At 44.9% G+C, this 16,505-nt stretch carries 15 protein-coding genes and 1 pseudogene; 9 read left to right on the forward strand and 7 right to left on the reverse strand.

Annotation, left to right across the window (positions count from 1 at the left end):
* Window positions 1-128 precede the first annotated feature (128 nt).
* Window positions 129-1,199 carry a ribosome small subunit-dependent GTPase A gene (gene rsgA / locus JCM2765_RS01125; RefSeq protein ID WP_054732746.1) on the reverse strand — a complete coding sequence of 357 codons (1,071 nt, stop codon included), beginning with the start codon at window positions 1,197-1,199 and terminating at the stop codon, window positions 129-131.
* A gap of 215 nt (window positions 1,200-1,414) precedes the next feature.
* The gene (locus JCM2765_RS01130; RefSeq protein ID WP_054732749.1) at window positions 1,415-2,290 is read right to left on the reverse strand and encodes a LysR family transcriptional regulator; all 876 of its coding nucleotides are present in this window, start codon (window positions 2,288-2,290) and stop codon (window positions 1,415-1,417) included.
* 123 nt (window positions 2,291-2,413) lie between these two features.
* Here JCM2765_RS01130 and JCM2765_RS01135 point away from each other — a divergent pair, with 123 nt between their 5' ends.
* From JCM2765_RS01135 to JCM2765_RS01160, 6 genes are all read left to right on the forward strand, one after another.
* A complete protein-coding gene (locus tag JCM2765_RS01135; protein ID WP_054732752.1) occupies window positions 2,414-3,397 on the forward strand; it encodes a zinc-dependent alcohol dehydrogenase in 984 nt (327 codons plus the stop codon).
* Between the two features lie 27 nt (window positions 3,398-3,424).
* Window positions 3,425-3,640, forward strand: a complete 216-nt coding sequence (locus JCM2765_RS01140; RefSeq protein ID WP_054732755.1) for a hypothetical protein — start codon at window positions 3,425-3,427, stop codon at window positions 3,638-3,640.
* Window positions 3,637-4,266, forward strand: a complete 630-nt coding sequence (locus JCM2765_RS01145) for an NmrA family NAD(P)-binding protein (protein ID WP_054732758.1) — start codon at window positions 3,637-3,639, stop codon at window positions 4,264-4,266. The genes JCM2765_RS01140 and JCM2765_RS01145 overlap by 4 nt, the downstream gene beginning before the upstream one ends.
* A 210-nt stretch (window positions 4,267-4,476) precedes the next feature.
* Entirely contained in the window at window positions 4,477-4,851 is a 375-nt protein-coding gene (locus JCM2765_RS01150) for a hypothetical protein (protein ID WP_054732761.1), read from the forward strand.
* 35 nt (window positions 4,852-4,886) lie between these two features.
* Window positions 4,887-5,393, forward strand: coding sequence for a serine hydrolase (locus JCM2765_RS01155; RefSeq protein ID WP_054732764.1), 507 nt, complete (start codon window positions 4,887-4,889; stop codon window positions 5,391-5,393).
* Between the two features lie 304 nt (window positions 5,394-5,697).
* A complete protein-coding gene (locus JCM2765_RS01160; protein WP_054732768.1) occupies window positions 5,698-6,768 on the forward strand; it encodes a 2,3-butanediol dehydrogenase in 1,071 nt (356 codons plus the stop codon).
* Window positions 6,769-7,074: 306 nt separating this feature from the next.
* On the opposite strand, the gene JCM2765_RS01165 is transcribed toward JCM2765_RS01160, so the two are convergent.
* From JCM2765_RS01165 to JCM2765_RS01180, 4 genes are all read right to left on the reverse strand, one after another.
* Window positions 7,075-7,527 (reverse strand): hypothetical protein, encoded by a 453-nt coding sequence (locus tag JCM2765_RS01165; protein ID WP_054732771.1) that lies wholly within the window; start codon window positions 7,525-7,527, stop codon window positions 7,075-7,077.
* 311 nt (window positions 7,528-7,838) lie between these two features.
* Entirely contained in the window at window positions 7,839-8,093 is a 255-nt protein-coding gene (locus JCM2765_RS01170) for a hypothetical protein (RefSeq protein WP_054732774.1), read from the reverse strand.
* Window positions 8,094-8,227: 134 nt separating this feature from the next.
* On the reverse strand, window positions 8,228-11,179 hold the full coding sequence (locus tag JCM2765_RS01175; RefSeq protein ID WP_054732777.1) for a mucin-binding protein: 2,952 nt from the start codon (window positions 11,177-11,179) through the stop codon (window positions 8,228-8,230).
* A 306-nt stretch (window positions 11,180-11,485) separates the two neighbouring features.
* Window positions 11,486-12,364: a LysR family transcriptional regulator gene (locus tag JCM2765_RS01180; RefSeq protein ID WP_054732780.1), complete on the reverse strand. Its 879-nt coding sequence runs from the start codon at window positions 12,362-12,364 to the stop codon at window positions 11,486-11,488.
* A gap of 128 nt (window positions 12,365-12,492) precedes the next feature.
* On the opposite strand from JCM2765_RS01180, the pseudogene JCM2765_RS01185 reads away from it, so the two are divergent.
* Together JCM2765_RS01185 and JCM2765_RS01190 are read left to right on the forward strand one after the other, a co-directional pair.
* Window positions 12,493-13,367, forward strand: a pseudogene (locus tag JCM2765_RS01185) (aldo/keto reductase).
* A 2-nt stretch (window positions 13,368-13,369) separates the two neighbouring features.
* The gene (locus JCM2765_RS01190; protein WP_054732783.1) at window positions 13,370-14,233 is read left to right on the forward strand and encodes an aldo/keto reductase; all 864 of its coding nucleotides are present in this window, start codon (window positions 13,370-13,372) and stop codon (window positions 14,231-14,233) included.
* A gap of 76 nt (window positions 14,234-14,309) precedes the next feature.
* Here the strand turns inward: JCM2765_RS01190 and JCM2765_RS01195 are convergent, their stop codons facing one another.
* Window positions 14,310-15,485 (reverse strand): coiled-coil domain-containing protein, encoded by a 1,176-nt coding sequence (locus JCM2765_RS01195; protein WP_054732786.1) that lies wholly within the window; start codon window positions 15,483-15,485, stop codon window positions 14,310-14,312.
* 580 nt (window positions 15,486-16,065) lie between these two features.
* Here JCM2765_RS01195 and JCM2765_RS01205 point away from each other — a divergent pair.
* Complete coding sequence (locus JCM2765_RS01205) at window positions 16,066-16,482, forward strand: DUF5839 family protein (RefSeq protein WP_054732792.1); 417 nt, start codon at window positions 16,066-16,068, stop codon at window positions 16,480-16,482.
* Window positions 16,483-16,505: the final 23 nt, after the last annotated feature.

Consider the following 16,505-nt stretch of genomic DNA (forward strand, 5'->3'; position numbering starts at 1 on the left):
TAAACGGGCTTACATCCCCGGTTTAAAAACCGGGGCATTACGCCCAATCCTCAGTAAATTGAAAACAGTTCTGAGAACAACGGTATACGCCGAGGTCCTCAGAACTGTTTTTTAGTGGTTCAATTTAGCTAATGTCGCTTTCGCCGTGCTTGTTGCATCGCCGTTTTCATGGCTTTTTTGCTGCCAAACATTCGGTTGATCTTGGCTTCTTCACGCGCGCGACCACGAAGAGCGGTGTTTTCAGCTTGCTCGTCGGTGAGTTGCTGGTAGTTCCTTAACCGTTGAGCATCAAGTTGACCAGTGTTAACGGCAGCTTGAACGGCACAACCGGGTTCATGCGTGTGGGTGCAGTTATTGAATTTGCAATTGACGACCAACGCTAAAATATCTTGAAAGGTTGCGTCAACGTCGGCATCTAACAGGCCCAGTTCACGCATACCCGGCGTATCAATCACCAGACTGCCAGTTGGTAGTTGAAAGAGATCGCGACCAGTCGTGGTGTGACGGCCGTGGGCATCACTTTGACGAACGGCTTGGGTGGCTAAGGTCCCATTGCCCAACAATCGGTTGATTAGGGTGCTTTTGCCGACACCCGATGACCCAATCAAAGCGTAGGTTAGTTGAGGTTTCAATAGTTGTTCAAGGGATCGAAGACCATCAGCCGCAACGGCATTACAGACGACAACGGGAGATGAACCGGCGATGGCGTTAACGGTCAGCAGCTGATTCTCCAAATCACTAGCCTGATCAGCCTTCGTTAAAACAACCGTTGCGAGAGCACCGGATGCATGTGCTAATGACAAATAACGTTCAAGTCGCCGCAGGTTAAAGTTTTGATCAAGCGCCATACAGATCAGTAACACGTCCACATTGGCTGCAATTAATTGCGCCGAACTAGTGCGACCAGCGGCCTTTCGCATCAACAAGCTTTGGCGTGGCAATAAACGCTCAATCACCGCAGTGTCAGCCACTTCACGAAGCCCGACCCAGTCACCAACAGTTGGGTAGTCTTCCGCTTCAAATGCCGTATTAAGTAACCGACCGGCAAGGGTTGCCTGAGCGATTTTTTCATCGGCTGCCACCGTCAAGAGCGTTCGGTTAACGCTTATAACGCGACCGAGGCTTAATGACGAAGTAAGTTGGGCCGCTAATTCTGAGCTGGCACCGAGTTGACTTAAAGTTAATGGTTTAAAATTCAATTTGTTGCTCCTCCTAGAGATAACTGGAGGGTGCTAGTTGTGAGCATTGCCCTCCTGTAACAAGACGGGGTTCACAACAATATCCGAGATTAACATACACGGTTTCCTTTCCGCTCACCGGCTTGGTGCGAGTGAGGCTTAAAAGTAGTGTAACATAACGATAAGAAAATCAACACATTAGTGACATGATTTCACGATATCGATGGACAAAAAAACTAAGCATTATATGAAATGAACGATAAGAACGCTGAAACAGTCTCATTAGCTGCTGACTTAGGATAACACCAACCTAAACTCATCGTCGTCGACAGATCAGTCGCAATCGTCGCGTACCCGAGACCGGGGACGTTTTGGGGAATTTGAGACTGTGGCAAAATCGTGAAGGCTGGTTCCATCAGTAATTCGGTCAGCATCAGGTCTAGTGATGAATATTGCTTGATTTGTCCATTAAAATCAGCTTCGGTTAGCAAAGACGTGGGTTGTTGGTAGACAAAACCTTCAGGACCGTGTCTTAATTTAAGGTAGGCGAATTGCTGAAGGTCTTTTAGATTGAGTGGTTGCGTGAATCGGTCAAGTTCCTTTTTGGCTGCCAGTACGATTAGTTGGTCCGGCGACTCTTGGCGCCAATTGAGTTGTGGCGCATCATGATTGACGATGCCCAGCCCAAGATCGGCCTTCCCGGTTAAAACATCTCCAATGGCGTCTGATGAATAGCGTTGATTAAGTTTGACGTCAACGTTAAAGGCCGTTTTAAAATGGATCAGTTGATTAATAAAAACCTGAAACTGTGGGGTGACGTACATTGAAACTCGCAATGGTTTAGCAGTTTGATGCCCAACCTGCCAGAGATCGACTAATGATTGATTATAATCTGCTAGAATTTTTTTAGCTGACTGAAGAAAACTTTCGCCGGCCGGAGTTAAGGTGACCGAATGGTGGTCGCGAATCAATAATGTTTGATCGAGCTCAGCTTCCAAACTTTTAATTTTGGCACTAATTGCCGGTTGTGAAATAAAATTTTTTCGTGCCGCTTTAGTAAAGTTCAATGATTTAGCGACGTCAACGTAGTATTTAAGTGAATCAAAATCCATTTAGGCACCTTCTTTGTTATAAATTTCACTTATGATCCGTTATCATTATCCGGTATTTCCACTTTATTGTAAACGCTTTTAGAATGAAACTGTACTCAAAAAAGAACTTAGGAGGCAGTTATCATGCTTAGAAAATCGGTTTATTGGTCAGCGGCCGGCGTTGCGGAATACCACGAATCTGAAACTCGACCGGTTAAGGACGATGAAGTGTTGATTGCAAACCACTACTCATTGATCAGTCAGAGTAGTGAACATAGTTGGTTCGTGAACGATAAGGCCCACGTGGTGTTGGGCACGACCTTCCCGTTTATCCCGGGTTACAGTGCTGCGGGGTACGTTGAAGAGGTTGGCAAAAATGTCACGAAGTTTAAACCAGGGGATAAAGTCATTGGCGCACCCGTCACTGGCGCCCATTCCAACTATACCTACGTGGACGAAATCAACACGTACCATGTGCCGGATAACGTCGCATTAGATGATGCGGTTTTCTACAATTTGGGCATGACCGCACTCTTCACGCTCGATAAAGCGGCGTTACATTTAGGTCAATCAGTTGCCATTATCGGCGCCGGTGTTGTTGGCCAAATTGCGATTCAGGGCGCTAAGGCGGATGGGTTGCATCCCATTATTGCGTTTGACATTCAAGAACAACGACGTCAGGCAGCTAAGGATGCTGGCGCGGATTATGTACTTGATCCAAATGATTCGGCGGCTATCGAGAGCTTGATCAGTGAGCTGGGTGGCGGTGTCGATGCAGCGCTGGACGTTTCTGGGAGTAATGCTGGGATGAACCTCGCGATTCAACTCGCTAAGCCATTAGGTGAAGTGATTTTCTGTACCGCCAATAATGATGATCAAACGTTGCGTTACGGTGAATTGTTCATCAAGAACTTAACGTTAAAGGGCGATTTCGTGAACACTGAGTGGGACCGGCAACGTAAGGCAATCAGTAATTTCCTCTGGTTGCTGAGTGCAGGTAAGATCAAGGCACCACAACACGCTGATACGATTTATGAACCAACGGATGAAAACATCAAAATGCTGTATGGTAAAGTTTTGCAGCATGATAACACGATTAACAACCCGATCTTCAAGTGGCGTGAGTAATTGACTTTAATTTAGGAGGAAAAGCACATGACAAAAGTTTTAGTAACCGCATCGTTCGGTCATATTGGCCAAACCATTATTCCGTTATTGGCAGCCGATGGCGTTGAGGTCCGGGCAGTTGATCCTGATCCGGCGAATGAATCAGCATTAAAGAAATTGGGTGCCAAGGAAGTCATCGTTGGCGATATTCGCGGGATGAGATTATTGATCAGGCAGTTGAAGGCGTCGATAAAATTCTCTTGATTTTACCGGATGCGTTAACGGGCATTGTCCCAATGGCGATGCGAATCATTGCGGCCGCGGAAAAATACAATGTGAAACACTTCGTCTTCTCATCGTGTCTCAACACCGTTATGGAATTGGTTCAGCACTGGGAAAAATACGAAATCGAAGATGCGCTGATGGGATCCACGCTCAATTACACCATCACCAAACCAAGTGGTTACATGGAAGGACATTTTCCAACTGGCCCAGATAGCGTCTTTGAAACCGGTGTCTACACAACGTTTATCAAGGTTGACCAACCATCCAATATGATTAGCTTGACGGACATCGCTGCTGCCAATGAAAAAGTATTGTTAAGTGATGACGAGTACTATGCTTGCTCATTGGACCTCTGTTCAGCTGGCAATAGGACCACGCGGGAATACGCGCAAGAGATTTGTGATAAGACCAATCAAAAACTCCAAATTAACCAGATTCCAGTTCCTGATTTTCCAACGGTGCACGCCAACGATCAATTTGGTCGGATCGCGGCATATCACGGCAACCATCCTTATAAGGGCAACCCGCTTGATTTTAACGCCTTAATGGGCCGGCCAGCAAAGACCTTCAGCGAATACGTTGATGAAGTAATTGCTGGAAAGTAATGCTTATTGATTTTGTGAAAGTTATCATTCCACGGAAGAGCCGATTGTCGGCTCTTTTGCGTTGCTAGAGTTCACTTCACATCCGTCAAATTTAGATGACATGGAACTTAAGTAGAGATAAGAAATATAAAGAAATTGATTGAGTAAGTTTCACAGCTTAAGGTATACTAATGGTGTTAAATACTAATTGATGATTAAGGATGGGATGATATGCGACTAGTTCACTTGATCCAAAAAATTATCGTGAGTACGGTTGGGGTTACAGCGTTAGTTTCCGGCGGGATTGCAGTCACAGCACACGCACAAGCAACGCCACAGCAAGTTACGGCGCAACAACGGACAGTTAAAAATCAGTTGCAGACTTATATCAATCGGGTCACCAAGGATGGGACCGCTAGTGTGGCCTTTTATAATCTGGGTGCATACAGCAATACGCCAGCTGGCCGTGCGCAAAGCCGGGCTTTTTATGCTCCTGGTAAGCTAGCGGTTTATAGCAAGAATGCCCATAAGCCTACACTTCGGCTAGTACCTATAAGCTGTTCGTGGCGGCGAATATCTACTCGCGCATCCACTATCAAAATTTAAGTCGAAGTATCACCAAGACCACGGGTTTTCAGGAAATGATCCTGCATAGTCGCAACGAATTTGCGGAACACTATCTGCAAACGCATGGTTATGATCGAGTGAACACGTTCAATGCCCATCAGAATTGGTATTCACACGTCTTTGCGACGGGCAGAGCAGCCCGCACAACGGCCGCGACATTAGTTTCAGTAGTTCGAAAGCTGGATCAGCAACAATATCCGTTCAACGATGCAACCAGCCGTAACCAGTTATTATCGTTGATGCGGCGACAAGTTTATCGTTCTGGAATTCCCAAGGGGGCAGCGGCCGCAAATAAGGGAAGCAAAGTGGCGGATAAAGTTGGGTGGCTGTATTCGTTTAATAACGATGCCGGCATTGTGACATTGCCCAATGGCCAGCGCTATGTTCTCGTTGTCATGACGCACGGTCACGGTCAAAGTGGGTTTAGCGGCTTTCCACGGATTGCGACGATTACTAAGAATGTGCAAAAAATTGTCTATGGTGCATCGACGTCTCAAAAAGTTGCGGCACTGTACCAATGAGCAGATCACTTCTAGCGGTTATTTGAATGATGGTAACCACGCGTACACGGGTGAAGCGATTGCCAGAAAGTAGTGTTATATTTGTGAAAAATAGTGTTTCGTTAAAAGAGCTGGTATTCGGCTCTTTTTTACATCAATCAGCGAAGATGATAGGCGCTGAGATACCTGAACGGTAGCCGCTTACAAGAACTAATTTCCAAAATGATGAAAGCGCTATCAAAAATAGCTTGTGTTACGAATTTGTGAGGTTTATCATGTATTTGTAATTAAATATTGTTCTATCATTTATTAGGAGGCCATCAACATGAAAGCAGTTCGAATTTACGGCGAAAAAGATATTCGGGTCGAAGATGTTGCGATTGAGGATCCCAAAGACGATGAAGTTCAAGTTAAGGTTAAGTACTGCGGTATCTGCGGGAGTGACCTGCATGCTTACTTGGAAGGCTGGGGTTTGCCGACTGTACCTCATCCGTTAACCGGGAAGACGGTGCCAATCACGCTGGGCCACGAATTTTCAGGTGAAGTGGTCAAAATCGGGAAAGATGTGACTAATCTGAAGTTAGGCGATAACGTCGCAATCGAACCATTGATTGCCTGTGGCAAGTGTGAAAACTGTCGGAAGGGCGACTACAACTTCTGTAACAACGCTGTGGGTCCCGATGGCTCTGGAAACTTCCTCGGTTTCTCGCAAGATGGTGGCTTTGCAGAGTTCGCAAACGTTCAAGGCGTCTTTGCGCACAAACTGCCAGAAGGCATGGATCCTAAATTAGGCGCTGTTGCTGAACCTACCGCCGTGGTTTATGAAGCCGTGAAAAAGAGTGGTCTCCAAGAAGGTCAAGACGTTGCCGTTATGGGCGCTGGCCCAATTGGACTGTTGATGGCTTTGTTGGCTAAAATCAGTGGTGCGAACAATATTTATATCGTCGATGTTTCTGAAGTTCGGTTGGAAAAAGCAAAGGAATTGGGAATCGAAAAGACGTTGAATCCTAAAGAAGTCGACGTGAATGATGCCATTCGTAAGGAATTGCCAAACGGTGTTGATATTACCTTTGAATGTGCCGGGGCGCAAGCAACCTTTGATACCGCACTGAAGGTAACGAAACGGACCGGGGTGCTTCAAGTGGTTGCTTTGTTTGGTCAAGACGTCTCAATGAACATGACGGATGCTGTGATCATGCAAGGCATCGATATCATTACCACGTTATGCTACAACAACAGTTTCCCGGCTGTTTTAGGGATCATTAACAATAACCAAGAGGACTTCCGGAAGATCATCACTAAGGAAATTGGCTTAGATCAAGCAGTGGATGAGGGCATCAAGTCCTTGTCTGAGGATAAATCGCAAGTGAAGATTTTGGTATCGCCAGATTTGTAATGTGAAATGAGTGGGGTAGGTCACCTGAGTTAATTGGGTGACCTATTTAATTTGAAATAAAAAAACAATATGAGAGCGATGCGCGTAGATAGGAGTGTGAGGGCAGATGGGAATGAAGACGGGGAAGATGCGAGGTGATGTCGGTAAACTGAAACATGGAACGATAAATGTTGTTAATTAGACGTTAATAATAAAATGTTACTTTAACCTAAAAAATAAAAAAACAACCACTAATCAAACCACTTAAAATAATGGGCCATAAATTCAAAAAGACCCTAGCAATCTTAGCTAAGATCTTATCATTAACTACCGTTTAAAAATTGTAGCACCATAATCCTCATTACCAGTATAATTCCCACGTAATTGAGCAAAGTGCTTTGGAATTAAATCAAATTGATGCGCATTTTTAATATGAATTTTCACCAGCTCATACTTTGTTTTCGTGTAATACTTTCGGCCATAATAATTCCATTTACTCGTATGTTTTAAATTTTTAAACTGCCAGTGAACCGTTACCATCGTTAATCTAGTACTATTCGCATGCGCATATCCCAGCGTTTTAAACGTCAATGTATTTCCCTTAAAGATGGTTCGATCGTGAAAACCGCCTTCAGTTCCTGATGTGGTTCTGTACCAAACGTGATGGCGAATTCCGGCAGGTAAGTAGGTCGTTTTGGCCTGCACCTGATGGGTAAGACCTATACTACCAATTGAAAAGGCTGCGATTCCGGCCGCAAGACCAATTACTAGTTGTTTCATAAATTATCCCCCTAAACTAGGCAAATTAATAAGCAGAAGTTTAAAACGATTGCGCAAGTGTCAATCACTTTAAAATTATAATAACATTAAACAACAAAATGAAGCGAGTCAATTTAATTCTTAGCTAATCAGCTAAAGGGAAAAACAGCGAAAAGGGACGGCGTCACGAAACTTCACTTGACTATTTAAGAATTCTTAATGACGCTAATAAAATATAAAACGCACCCAGCGATTACAAAATTGGGTGCGTTTTATATTTTATTAGCGTCATTTATTCGTGTCCATTATTAATAGCAGTAATTAAAATCAATTCATTCGATCAGTGCTTGAAAAACATCTTTTCCATCACGCGCCGCCAAAATCAGCTTCGCCAATTCAGCGTTCGTCAATGGTCGGCCGAGCTGATTAACAAGCCGCAACTCATCACGGACATTTAACGGATCTAGCAATTGATTATAAGCTTTCACCGCTAACGCAAATTCGCGCGTGTCTCGAGAAAATTGCTCCATTTCCTGGCTGTACTGATTAAGTTGCTTTAGCAATTGCGATTCCGTTAATTGATCCATGATGACCGCCTCGATTCGGGTATTTGCATTTATCATAGCATGCAATTCGACTGAGCCGAGATATTTAAGCTTACCATTTTTTCTGAAATACGAAAAAGGCCATCCATTCACGGATGACCTTTATTAGACTCATTTTATTCGTGACGCTTGAACTTACCAAAACCTAGACCTGCTAGTGCGAGGAGAACCAAGCCAAGTAATGAAGCTGGCGTCTTCGCAACTTCATCAGTTTGTGGTAACTTGGCTACCTCGTTTGGGGCAGTTGTTGTGGTTGAGGAAACCGGTGCTTCTGCCGAAATCGTTGCTGGCACTTGCGCTGCTGCAACAGTGTTCGTTACGGTTTGACGACCAGTAGTCGTTTGAGATGTAACAGTTTGCGTTTCAGCGAACGTCTTAGAAGTTGAGCCAGTTTGCGTTTCAGGATCGTCAGTGTTTGGTACCACGGTTTCACTCGTTGAACCAGAAACTACTGGATTGGTAGTTTCAGAATCAGTACCAGTAGTAGGTGGCGTTGTTGAATCAACATCCCCATTATCGGAAGGGGTCGTTCCAGTTGAACCGTTATCCGTTGGCGTGGTTGGAATTGCGGTGTAAACAACGTTATCTTCCGTTGTAATCGTGCCATCTGGATTAACCGTTGCCGTAATCGTGTCCTTATCAGCCGTGTAGCCTGGTAATTCTGGCACATCCAAGGTCAGCGTGTCACCAGTTTTACCACTGGCATCCTTAATCGTCTGTGGTTGTGATTGACCATCAACCGTTGCAGGAACGGTAACATCGGCAATTACCGAATTAGCGGTGTAAATCAAATTATCCTTGGTCGTAATGGTACCGTCCGGGTTCACCGTTGCCGTCACGGTCGTCTTATCAGGCGTGTAGCCTTTGATTGTTGGTACCGTAATGGTCAGCGTATCACCAGTTTTACCAGTGACACCAGTTACCGTTTGCGGTTCACTTTGATCACCAACAGTTGCTGGAATGGTGACATCAGTCGTCACTTCGTTTGGCGTGTAAATCACCTTGTCAGTAGTTGTAATCGTGCCATCTGGATTAACCGTTGCCGTAACGGTACTTTTATCAGGCGTATAACCTTCAACAGCCGGAACGTCTAACGTTAATGTATCGCCGGTTTTACCAGTCGCATCCTTAATTGTTTGTGGTGCTGATTCACCAGCAACCGTTGCTGGAACCGTAACGTCAGTTGTGACTTCATTTGGTGAGTAAACTAAATTGTCCTTAGTCGTAATCGTCCCGTCCGGATTAACCGTTGCCGTGACCGTTGCTTTATCGGGCGTATAGCCTTCAACAGTAGGGGCATCCAAGGTTAAGCTATCCCCAGTTTTACCGGTAACGTTGGTAACCGTTTGAGGCGCATCTTCACCAGCAACGGTTGCTGGAATTGTGACGTCAGAAGTTGCTTCGTTTGGATTGTAAGTTACAGTATCATTTGTAGTAATTGTGCCATCTAAATTCACAGTAGCTGAAACAGTTGTTTTATCTGGTGTATAGCCTTCAAGCGCGGGCATTGTCAACGTTAAGGTTTCGCCAATGTTACCGGTAACGTCCGTAAAACTCGTTGACTTCGTTGGCTGTTCGGCACCGATAACCGTTGTTGGGACATTAACATTACTCGTTACGGTATTGCCGGTGTAAGTCACCGTGATGACTTCATCGGTAGGCGTAGTCGCATTATCTACAACCATCGCGATTTTTCCAGCTACACTAGTTTTATCAGCAGTGTAACCCTCAATTTCAGGTGTGTCATGTTCTAAATACGTATCAGCGCCGGCAACTGGTTCATACCAAGATGTACCTGTTCCATGGTTGGTGTATGCGTGATAAGTCATTGATTCAGTAATTGAATCTGGTAGTGGTGTCTCACCAAGTAATTCGCTGCCGTCTGCAACTTGATAGTTAATGGTCCGTGTGACGGTGACTTCACCATCATCGGTAACGATGGGCACTAAGTAAACATTATATGCCCAGATATTATTTTCAACATACGTAAGTGGTGTATCCCACGTTGCATCTGTAACTTCTGTAAAATTACCATTTGTTGGTGCAACCAACTTAGATAAAGTATACCCATTACTTGAAAATCCTGCCAATTGAGTAACGTATTTTAAACTCACCGATGAATCGGGCACGCCGTTAATGGATAAACGGCCAACCAGAACACTGATGTCGGGATCCATCGAGTGCAGTGTTGAATAGACATTAATGTTAATGACACCCGATAACTCAGGATTGACCACATCATCCGCCAACATTTCAATCTTAGGCGTCACCCCTAAAGCCGCGGCCTTGGTTGCTAAAGCCGTTTTCAACGAGGCTAAATCAGCATCACTAATTTCTCCGCCAACTTTAGCGGTTGCGGTTGTTTCATCCAAAGTTACGTTTTTAGGTAAAGTGATTGTTGTTGCGGTTTGATCAATATCAGTAGGGGTAGCAACTGAATCAGTTGCTACCTCATGAGTTGCATCCGCTGTAGCTGATGTAGCTGAAGTAGCGTCAACCACTTGGGCATCTTCAGATTTAGAAGCTTCAGAAGAAGCCGCGGCAGTCGAATCATCACTTTGAACAGCATCAGTAGCCACTGAGTCATCCTTGGCGATTGATGATTGTACAGCAGTCGTATCACTAGTACTTGCTACCTGAGTATCATCAGTTTTAGTAGTCGTTTCAGCCGTCTGCGTATTAGTATCAGCGAGCGCAGTTGTGCCTGAAGTCGTATTATCCAGCGTTGTAGCATGATCATCATTAACAACAGCTGAGTCATCAGTCGTCTGAGTGGTCGTGTTAGTTACTGAAGCACTAGTATCATTAGTTGTCGTTGCATCACCAGTAGTTACCTGACTCGTATTATCATCACTAACATTCGATGCAGTAGCTGATGTATCCGCCACCGTTGCCGTTACAGCATTATCAACCTGAGTTGTTGCCGCACTTGCTGTTTGATTGGTTAGCGCTAACCCTCCCCAAAGCGCAACGCTTGCTAACGCTGACGTCATCATGAATTTACCGGCTTTAAACATCTTATACCGGTAACTAAGCTTACCCTCACGTGCTAATTGTTTAATTCTCATATTGATCTCCTCCAAGAGATGACGATTGAACCCATCAACCGTATCTAATACTATGCCAGCAAGTAAGGGTACCAGACTCAGTTCATTAAACTAAATCATCCCCAAATATCCCTACTTGTATGAAACATTAATTGGCATTTGTCCATCACTAGTGTAACAAGTTATATTACAAAGCACAACCTTTTTGTAACATAACTTGCAATTTTCTTCACAAAAAATTCACATTTACCAGTTTTTCTTCAAATTCGACTCAAAAAACGACTTGATTCGCTAATCAAGTCGTTCATTGGCTTAATATTTAAGTCCTTATGCTGGCCAAGCTGCCCGAAACCGATCAACAATCGGGGCCACTTGAGCGCGATTCATTCTTAAATAATTCGCGTAAATTGGCATTTTTGCAGCTGCATCCGTAATCGGCAAACAAACACGACTATCAGTTGATGGGTGATCATCCAACGACTTTTCTAACTGGCTGACATTAGTACTGAAATAAGGGAAATCCGAATAGCTAGTGATTTCGGCTAATGCATCCTGTTGTGCCTGATAAAAGAATTTTGCGTCGGGAATGTTTTGCTGGATGACCGCTCGCCAAGGACCAATATCACTTAAAACGACAAAGCTCAGGCCTTTCATTTCGGCAAAGGTAATCGTCGCCTGATTGGCCTGAAACATAAACTGATTCAAATTGACCGCTAGTCGCTCCGTTCCTAGCAATTGCGATTCGATTTGCGCATCAACAAGCGGATGATTGTTAAATAACAACCCATAGGTCGCGGTCAAAACCGCTTGAATCGCTTCAGTTGAATCGGTCAAATTTGCTAAAGGACGTAATTTCACGTTATTCGAGAGTTCCGGTAACAGATGAGCCATCACAAACAACGGACCTGGGAGGGTCGCGCCCACAGTCAGAATTCGTTGACTGGTTTCAAAATTACGGATACGGTTCACCGCCTGTTGATTGGCCTGTAATAGGGCGGCGGCTTCTTTGGCTGCCAACTTACCAGTTGCCGTTAACCGAAGTCGATTAGGTTGACGGTCAAACAAAATGACGCCCAGTTCCGTTTCTAGTTTTTGCAGCCCGCGCGTCACCGTTGGCTGAGTCACGTTCAGCATCGCCGCAGTCTGCGCTAACGTTCCTGTCTGCGCAAAGGTCACGAGTTCTTCTAGCAGATAATTGTCCAGCATTTAAAAATCACCACTTTCTAGTCGAAGTATACGTTACTCGTATACTAGCATGCTTAATTGGTAATTTTCAACCCATCACATTCAGACTATAGTGACACTATCAACTAAACAAAGGATGGTGCGTCATTATGGTTCAAGTCCCAACAATTAAACTCAATAACGGTATTGAAATGCCCCAACTCGGTTTCGGTGTCTTTCAAGTTCCAGACTTGTCAGAATGTGAACAGGCAGTTACAAACGCGCTACAAGTCGGTTATCGACTGATCGATACGGCGACCGCGTACAGAAACGAAACGGCAGTGGGGCGAGCCATTCAAAAGAGTGGTATTTCGCGAGACGACCTTTTCATCACCTCAAAATTATGGGTCTCTGACTTCACGTATCAACGCGCAAAGCAAGGCATTGACGCTTCACTGACTCGTTTGGGTTTAGATTATCTCGATTTATATCTCTTGCACCAACCCTACGGCGACACAATGGCGCTTGGCGTGCATTAGAAGAAGCCCAACAGGCTGGGAAAATTCGGGCCATTGGCGTATCGAACTTCTATGCCGATCAACTTAAAAACCTCGAATTAACAATGACCACGCCACCAGCGGTTAATCAAATTGAGGTTAACCCTTGGTACCAGCAATCAACCGAAGTTGCCTTTAATCAATCTGAAGGCGTTCGGGTTGAGGCCTGGGCACCGTTTGCGGAAGGTAAGCACGACATTTTTAAGGACCCAACCCTTGCAGAGATTGCTGGCAGCCATCAAAAGACAACTGGGCAGGTCATCTTACGCTGGTTACTTCAACGTGGCATCACTGTGATTCCCAAATCGGTGCACCGGGAACGGATGATTGAAAACATCGCCGTTTTTGATTTTGAGCTGACGCCCGATGAGATGACGACCATCACCAGTTTAGACCGCCGTGAAAGTCAATTCTTCGATCACCGTGATCCAGTCACCATCGAGCAGATTTTTGGTTCTAGTCTGCGTCAACTTAAGGAGGATAATTAACTATGAGCACAACACCAACGATTCAACTCAACGACGGTAACCAAATTCCCGCAATTGGCTTTGGCACGTTTCAAATTCCAGCCGATGGGTCAACTTATCAAGCCGTCAGCAAAGCCTTAAAAGCGGGATACCGTCACATTGATACCGCCGTCGCGTATTTCAACGAAACTGAAGTCGGCCAAGCCGTCCGAGATAGTGGGATTCCTCGAGATCAACTCTGGATCACCAGCAAACTCTGGCTTCAGGATTATGGCGTAGAACCCGCAACTCGCGCCATCGATCTATCACTTAAAAAGTTAGGTTTAGATTACATTGACCTATACCTGATTCACCAACCTTACGGCGACGTTCCCGGGGCTTGGCAAGCAATGACGGCCGCACAAAAAGCCGGTAAAATTCGCTCGATTGGGGTCTCAAACATGACGCCCAAAATTTGGCAGCAATTCGTGCCCGCATTTGATGTCAAACCCGCCGTTAATCAGGTCGAATTCAACCCATTGTTCCAGCAAACTGAGCTCCGAAACTTGATTGCAGCCGATAACGTGAAATTGGAAGCTTGGGCACCTTTGGGGCAAGGTGATCAAACCTTGTTAACCAACCCGGTGATTACCAGCTTAGCTACTAAATACAACAAAGATGCTGGCCAAATTATCCTTCGATTTGAAAATCAGCTCGGCGTCATTGTATTACCTAAGTCAACTCACCAAGAACGGATTCAAAGCAATCTTGATCTATTTGACTTCACATTAACGGATACCGAAATGGCTCAGTTAACGATGTTAGATACCGGTAAGGGGCGCCATGATCCGGATGCACCTGGCGTTCAAGAGATGCTGTCAGCCTATGATGTGCACGCTAACGACTAACTCACTAATTCGGCCCAACTAAAAAACGAGTTTAAACAGTGCTCCCGTGATGGCACATGTTTAAACTCATTTTTAGTTACTCACGCATTGTCCCTTCTGGAAAGGTCAGGTGATACAAGCGGCTAATAATCGTATCCCAAAGGTTCTGGGTAGTCGCTTGTTTAACGTTGAGAATTTTCTTTTGCGTAGTTGCATTCAACTGACTAATGTCACTTGAGACTGAATGGTGCATGCCATCCGGATTAATAATGATCAAGTCAGTTTTAGCATCCGCCAGCACTGATTGTACCCGGCCGGTCGGATAATGAGCATCATTAAAAGCAACGACTCGAGCGCCATACTGCGTTAGCCGCCTAACCAACGAGGCAGTGGTTGTCCAGTCGATGACCACGATCAACCGATTCTTCAAAACCTGTCTGTACAGCACGCGTTGTTTAATTTGGTCATCATTTAGTGGTACTGATTGCTTCGTTTTAATGCGAAGTGGTTTGTTTTTAGCGAGCAGTTTTGGGAGAATCCGCTGATTGAGGGTCGTATCCTGAGCAATTTGAATTTGCTCTTGGTGCGCCAACTGTTCAAGTTCAGTTAACGTGGTCGCGTTAATTGCATTTGACTGCTGATAATGGGTTGAAAGTTGCCGAATCAGCGGTCGAAGTAGCGTTAACACCTGAGCAATGTTTTCTTGATCAACTAAGTCAGTCACCATGGCAACGTGTGCTTCAAGTGGCAAATACCGTTCAAAATAATCAGCTAAAACTTGCGTGTCCATCTGTCGCAATAACTGGCGACACTGCCATGGTGCCAAGTGATTGTCACGATACAGCAGTTGCAATAAATCGCGATGCCGCTTGTCACGCCGCTGCTGTAATTCTTCGTTGGCTTGAAGAAAGCGGCGTAGGAGTTTCTGATATTGATTTCGTAAATTTCGATAATCGCCATTGAGTGCATCAATGACCATCGTGAGTTCATTGTTGGCTAACACTCGATGTATGTCTTGATAGGTGGCATTCAGTTGTTGATACTGTTCCTTTAACCGATTATGGCGATTACCAATCCGGTCACGCTGACTAAGGAGTTGCCCATTTTGCTGTTGCGCTTCCGTTAACGCCTGCGTTAACTCATCGATATCGGCTTGATGCTGTTGCTTGGTCACGTAGTCAGTTTGAACGCGTGATTGCTGCGCTTTTAGCTGTTGTTCAGCAGTTTGTCGCTCACTTTGCTCACGTTGAGCGGTCTGTTGAGCGGTTACCAAGCTGACTTTAGGCGCCGATTTTCCTGTATCTGGTGAGCAAGTTGCGTTTTAAGCGTTTGTTCTTGAACCGTTACGCGTTTAAGTGTTTTTTTAAGTTGCCGAACTTGCCTCTTCAAGGCTGCATCCGTTGAAGTTGGCGTAGATTCAACGATTGGCTCGGCTGAGGTTTCCGTTGAATCAGGTATCGACTTTTCCTGTCGTTGTTGAAGCAGCGCCTTAGCACGTTCCTGTGGGCTAAGGCGAGTTTGTTGGGTGGTTTGAAAATGGCGATTATAGCGGCAATGACGTTTTTGGTGTTCACAAAGCGGACCTCCAGTCTCTATCGAACATACGTTCTTAAATGGCTAATTTAAGCATAACATGTTCACCTAAAAACACAAGCGAACAGGTCGCCAGCAATTAAATCATGAACAAAAACCAATTTTGTCATTTTATGAAACATTCCATGCTCAATATACCGACTTACCTAGAAATGAAATCATTTTGCAACACAAATCGGAGGTAAACTCATACAATGTTGACGAAACCAATTACAGCTTAACGCATTCAAAAATTAGTTCACAAACGGAGGGTGAGCAATATGGCAAAACAAATTCCACGAAAATCTCGACGGGTCATCTCTGCCGTTCATTTAAATAAGGATGAAGCAGGTGAACTAACCCTCAATTTGACTCATGAATACCAGTGGCGAACTGGTGCACATACCTATTTTGCCAATGGGGAACCAGCGCAAAACACTGAGCCAACAGTTGGCACAATTGCGATTGCCAAGACTTACCGTGGGGATAAGCGGGTCGTCATCGTTGACTCAACGTTCGTTGCCAAAGAAGTTGTCTCACCTAATGAACTCATTCAGGCCAATCGGTTACGCCGGATTACACAATACACGGATGAAAAATTACCGCCAGCGCTCGTCGATCAACTCAACCAGTATTTAGCCGCTCGAACGCGTTCACCTGAAGCCGAAGTTGTTCAAAATCAGCCCGAGAGCGATTGATTGACTTTAACTAATAATCATTC

This window comes from Secundilactobacillus similis DSM 23365 = JCM 2765, from assembly GCF_001311075.1.
Taxonomy (GTDB): domain Bacteria; phylum Bacillota; class Bacilli; order Lactobacillales; family Lactobacillaceae; genus Secundilactobacillus; species Secundilactobacillus similis.

Bases quoted from the DNA above. Each gene is read 5' to 3' on its own strand.
- JCM2765_RS01130 (WP_054732749.1), bottom strand. From the start codon at position 2,290: ATGGATTTTGATTCACTTAAATACTACGTTGACGTCGCTAAATCATTG.
- JCM2765_RS01135 (WP_054732752.1), top strand. From the start codon at position 2,414: ATGCTTAGAAAATCGGTTTATTGGTCAGCGGCCGGCGTTGCGGAATAC.
- JCM2765_RS01140 (WP_054732755.1), top strand. From the start codon at position 3,425: ATGACAAAAGTTTTAGTAACCGCATCGTTCGGTCATATTGGCCAAACC.
- JCM2765_RS01150 (WP_054732761.1), top strand. From the start codon at position 4,477: ATGCGACTAGTTCACTTGATCCAAAAAATTATCGTGAGTACGGTTGGG.
- JCM2765_RS01155 (WP_054732764.1), top strand. From the start codon at position 4,887: ATGATCCTGCATAGTCGCAACGAATTTGCGGAACACTATCTGCAAACG.
- JCM2765_RS01160 (WP_054732768.1), top strand. From the start codon at position 5,698: ATGAAAGCAGTTCGAATTTACGGCGAAAAAGATATTCGGGTCGAAGAT.
- JCM2765_RS01165 (WP_054732771.1), bottom strand. From the start codon at position 7,527: ATGAAACAACTAGTAATTGGTCTTGCGGCCGGAATCGCAGCCTTTTCA.
- JCM2765_RS01170 (WP_054732774.1), bottom strand. From the start codon at position 8,093: ATGGATCAATTAACGGAATCGCAATTGCTAAAGCAACTTAATCAGTAC.
- JCM2765_RS01175 (WP_054732777.1), bottom strand. From the start codon at position 11,179: ATGAGAATTAAACAATTAGCACGTGAGGGTAAGCTTAGTTACCGGTAT.
- JCM2765_RS01180 (WP_054732780.1), bottom strand. From the start codon at position 12,364: ATGCTGGACAATTATCTGCTAGAAGAACTCGTGACCTTTGCGCAGACA.
- JCM2765_RS01190 (WP_054732783.1), top strand. From the start codon at position 13,370: ATGAGCACAACACCAACGATTCAACTCAACGACGGTAACCAAATTCCC.
- JCM2765_RS01205 (WP_054732792.1), top strand. From the start codon at position 16,066: ATGGCAAAACAAATTCCACGAAAATCTCGACGGGTCATCTCTGCCGTT.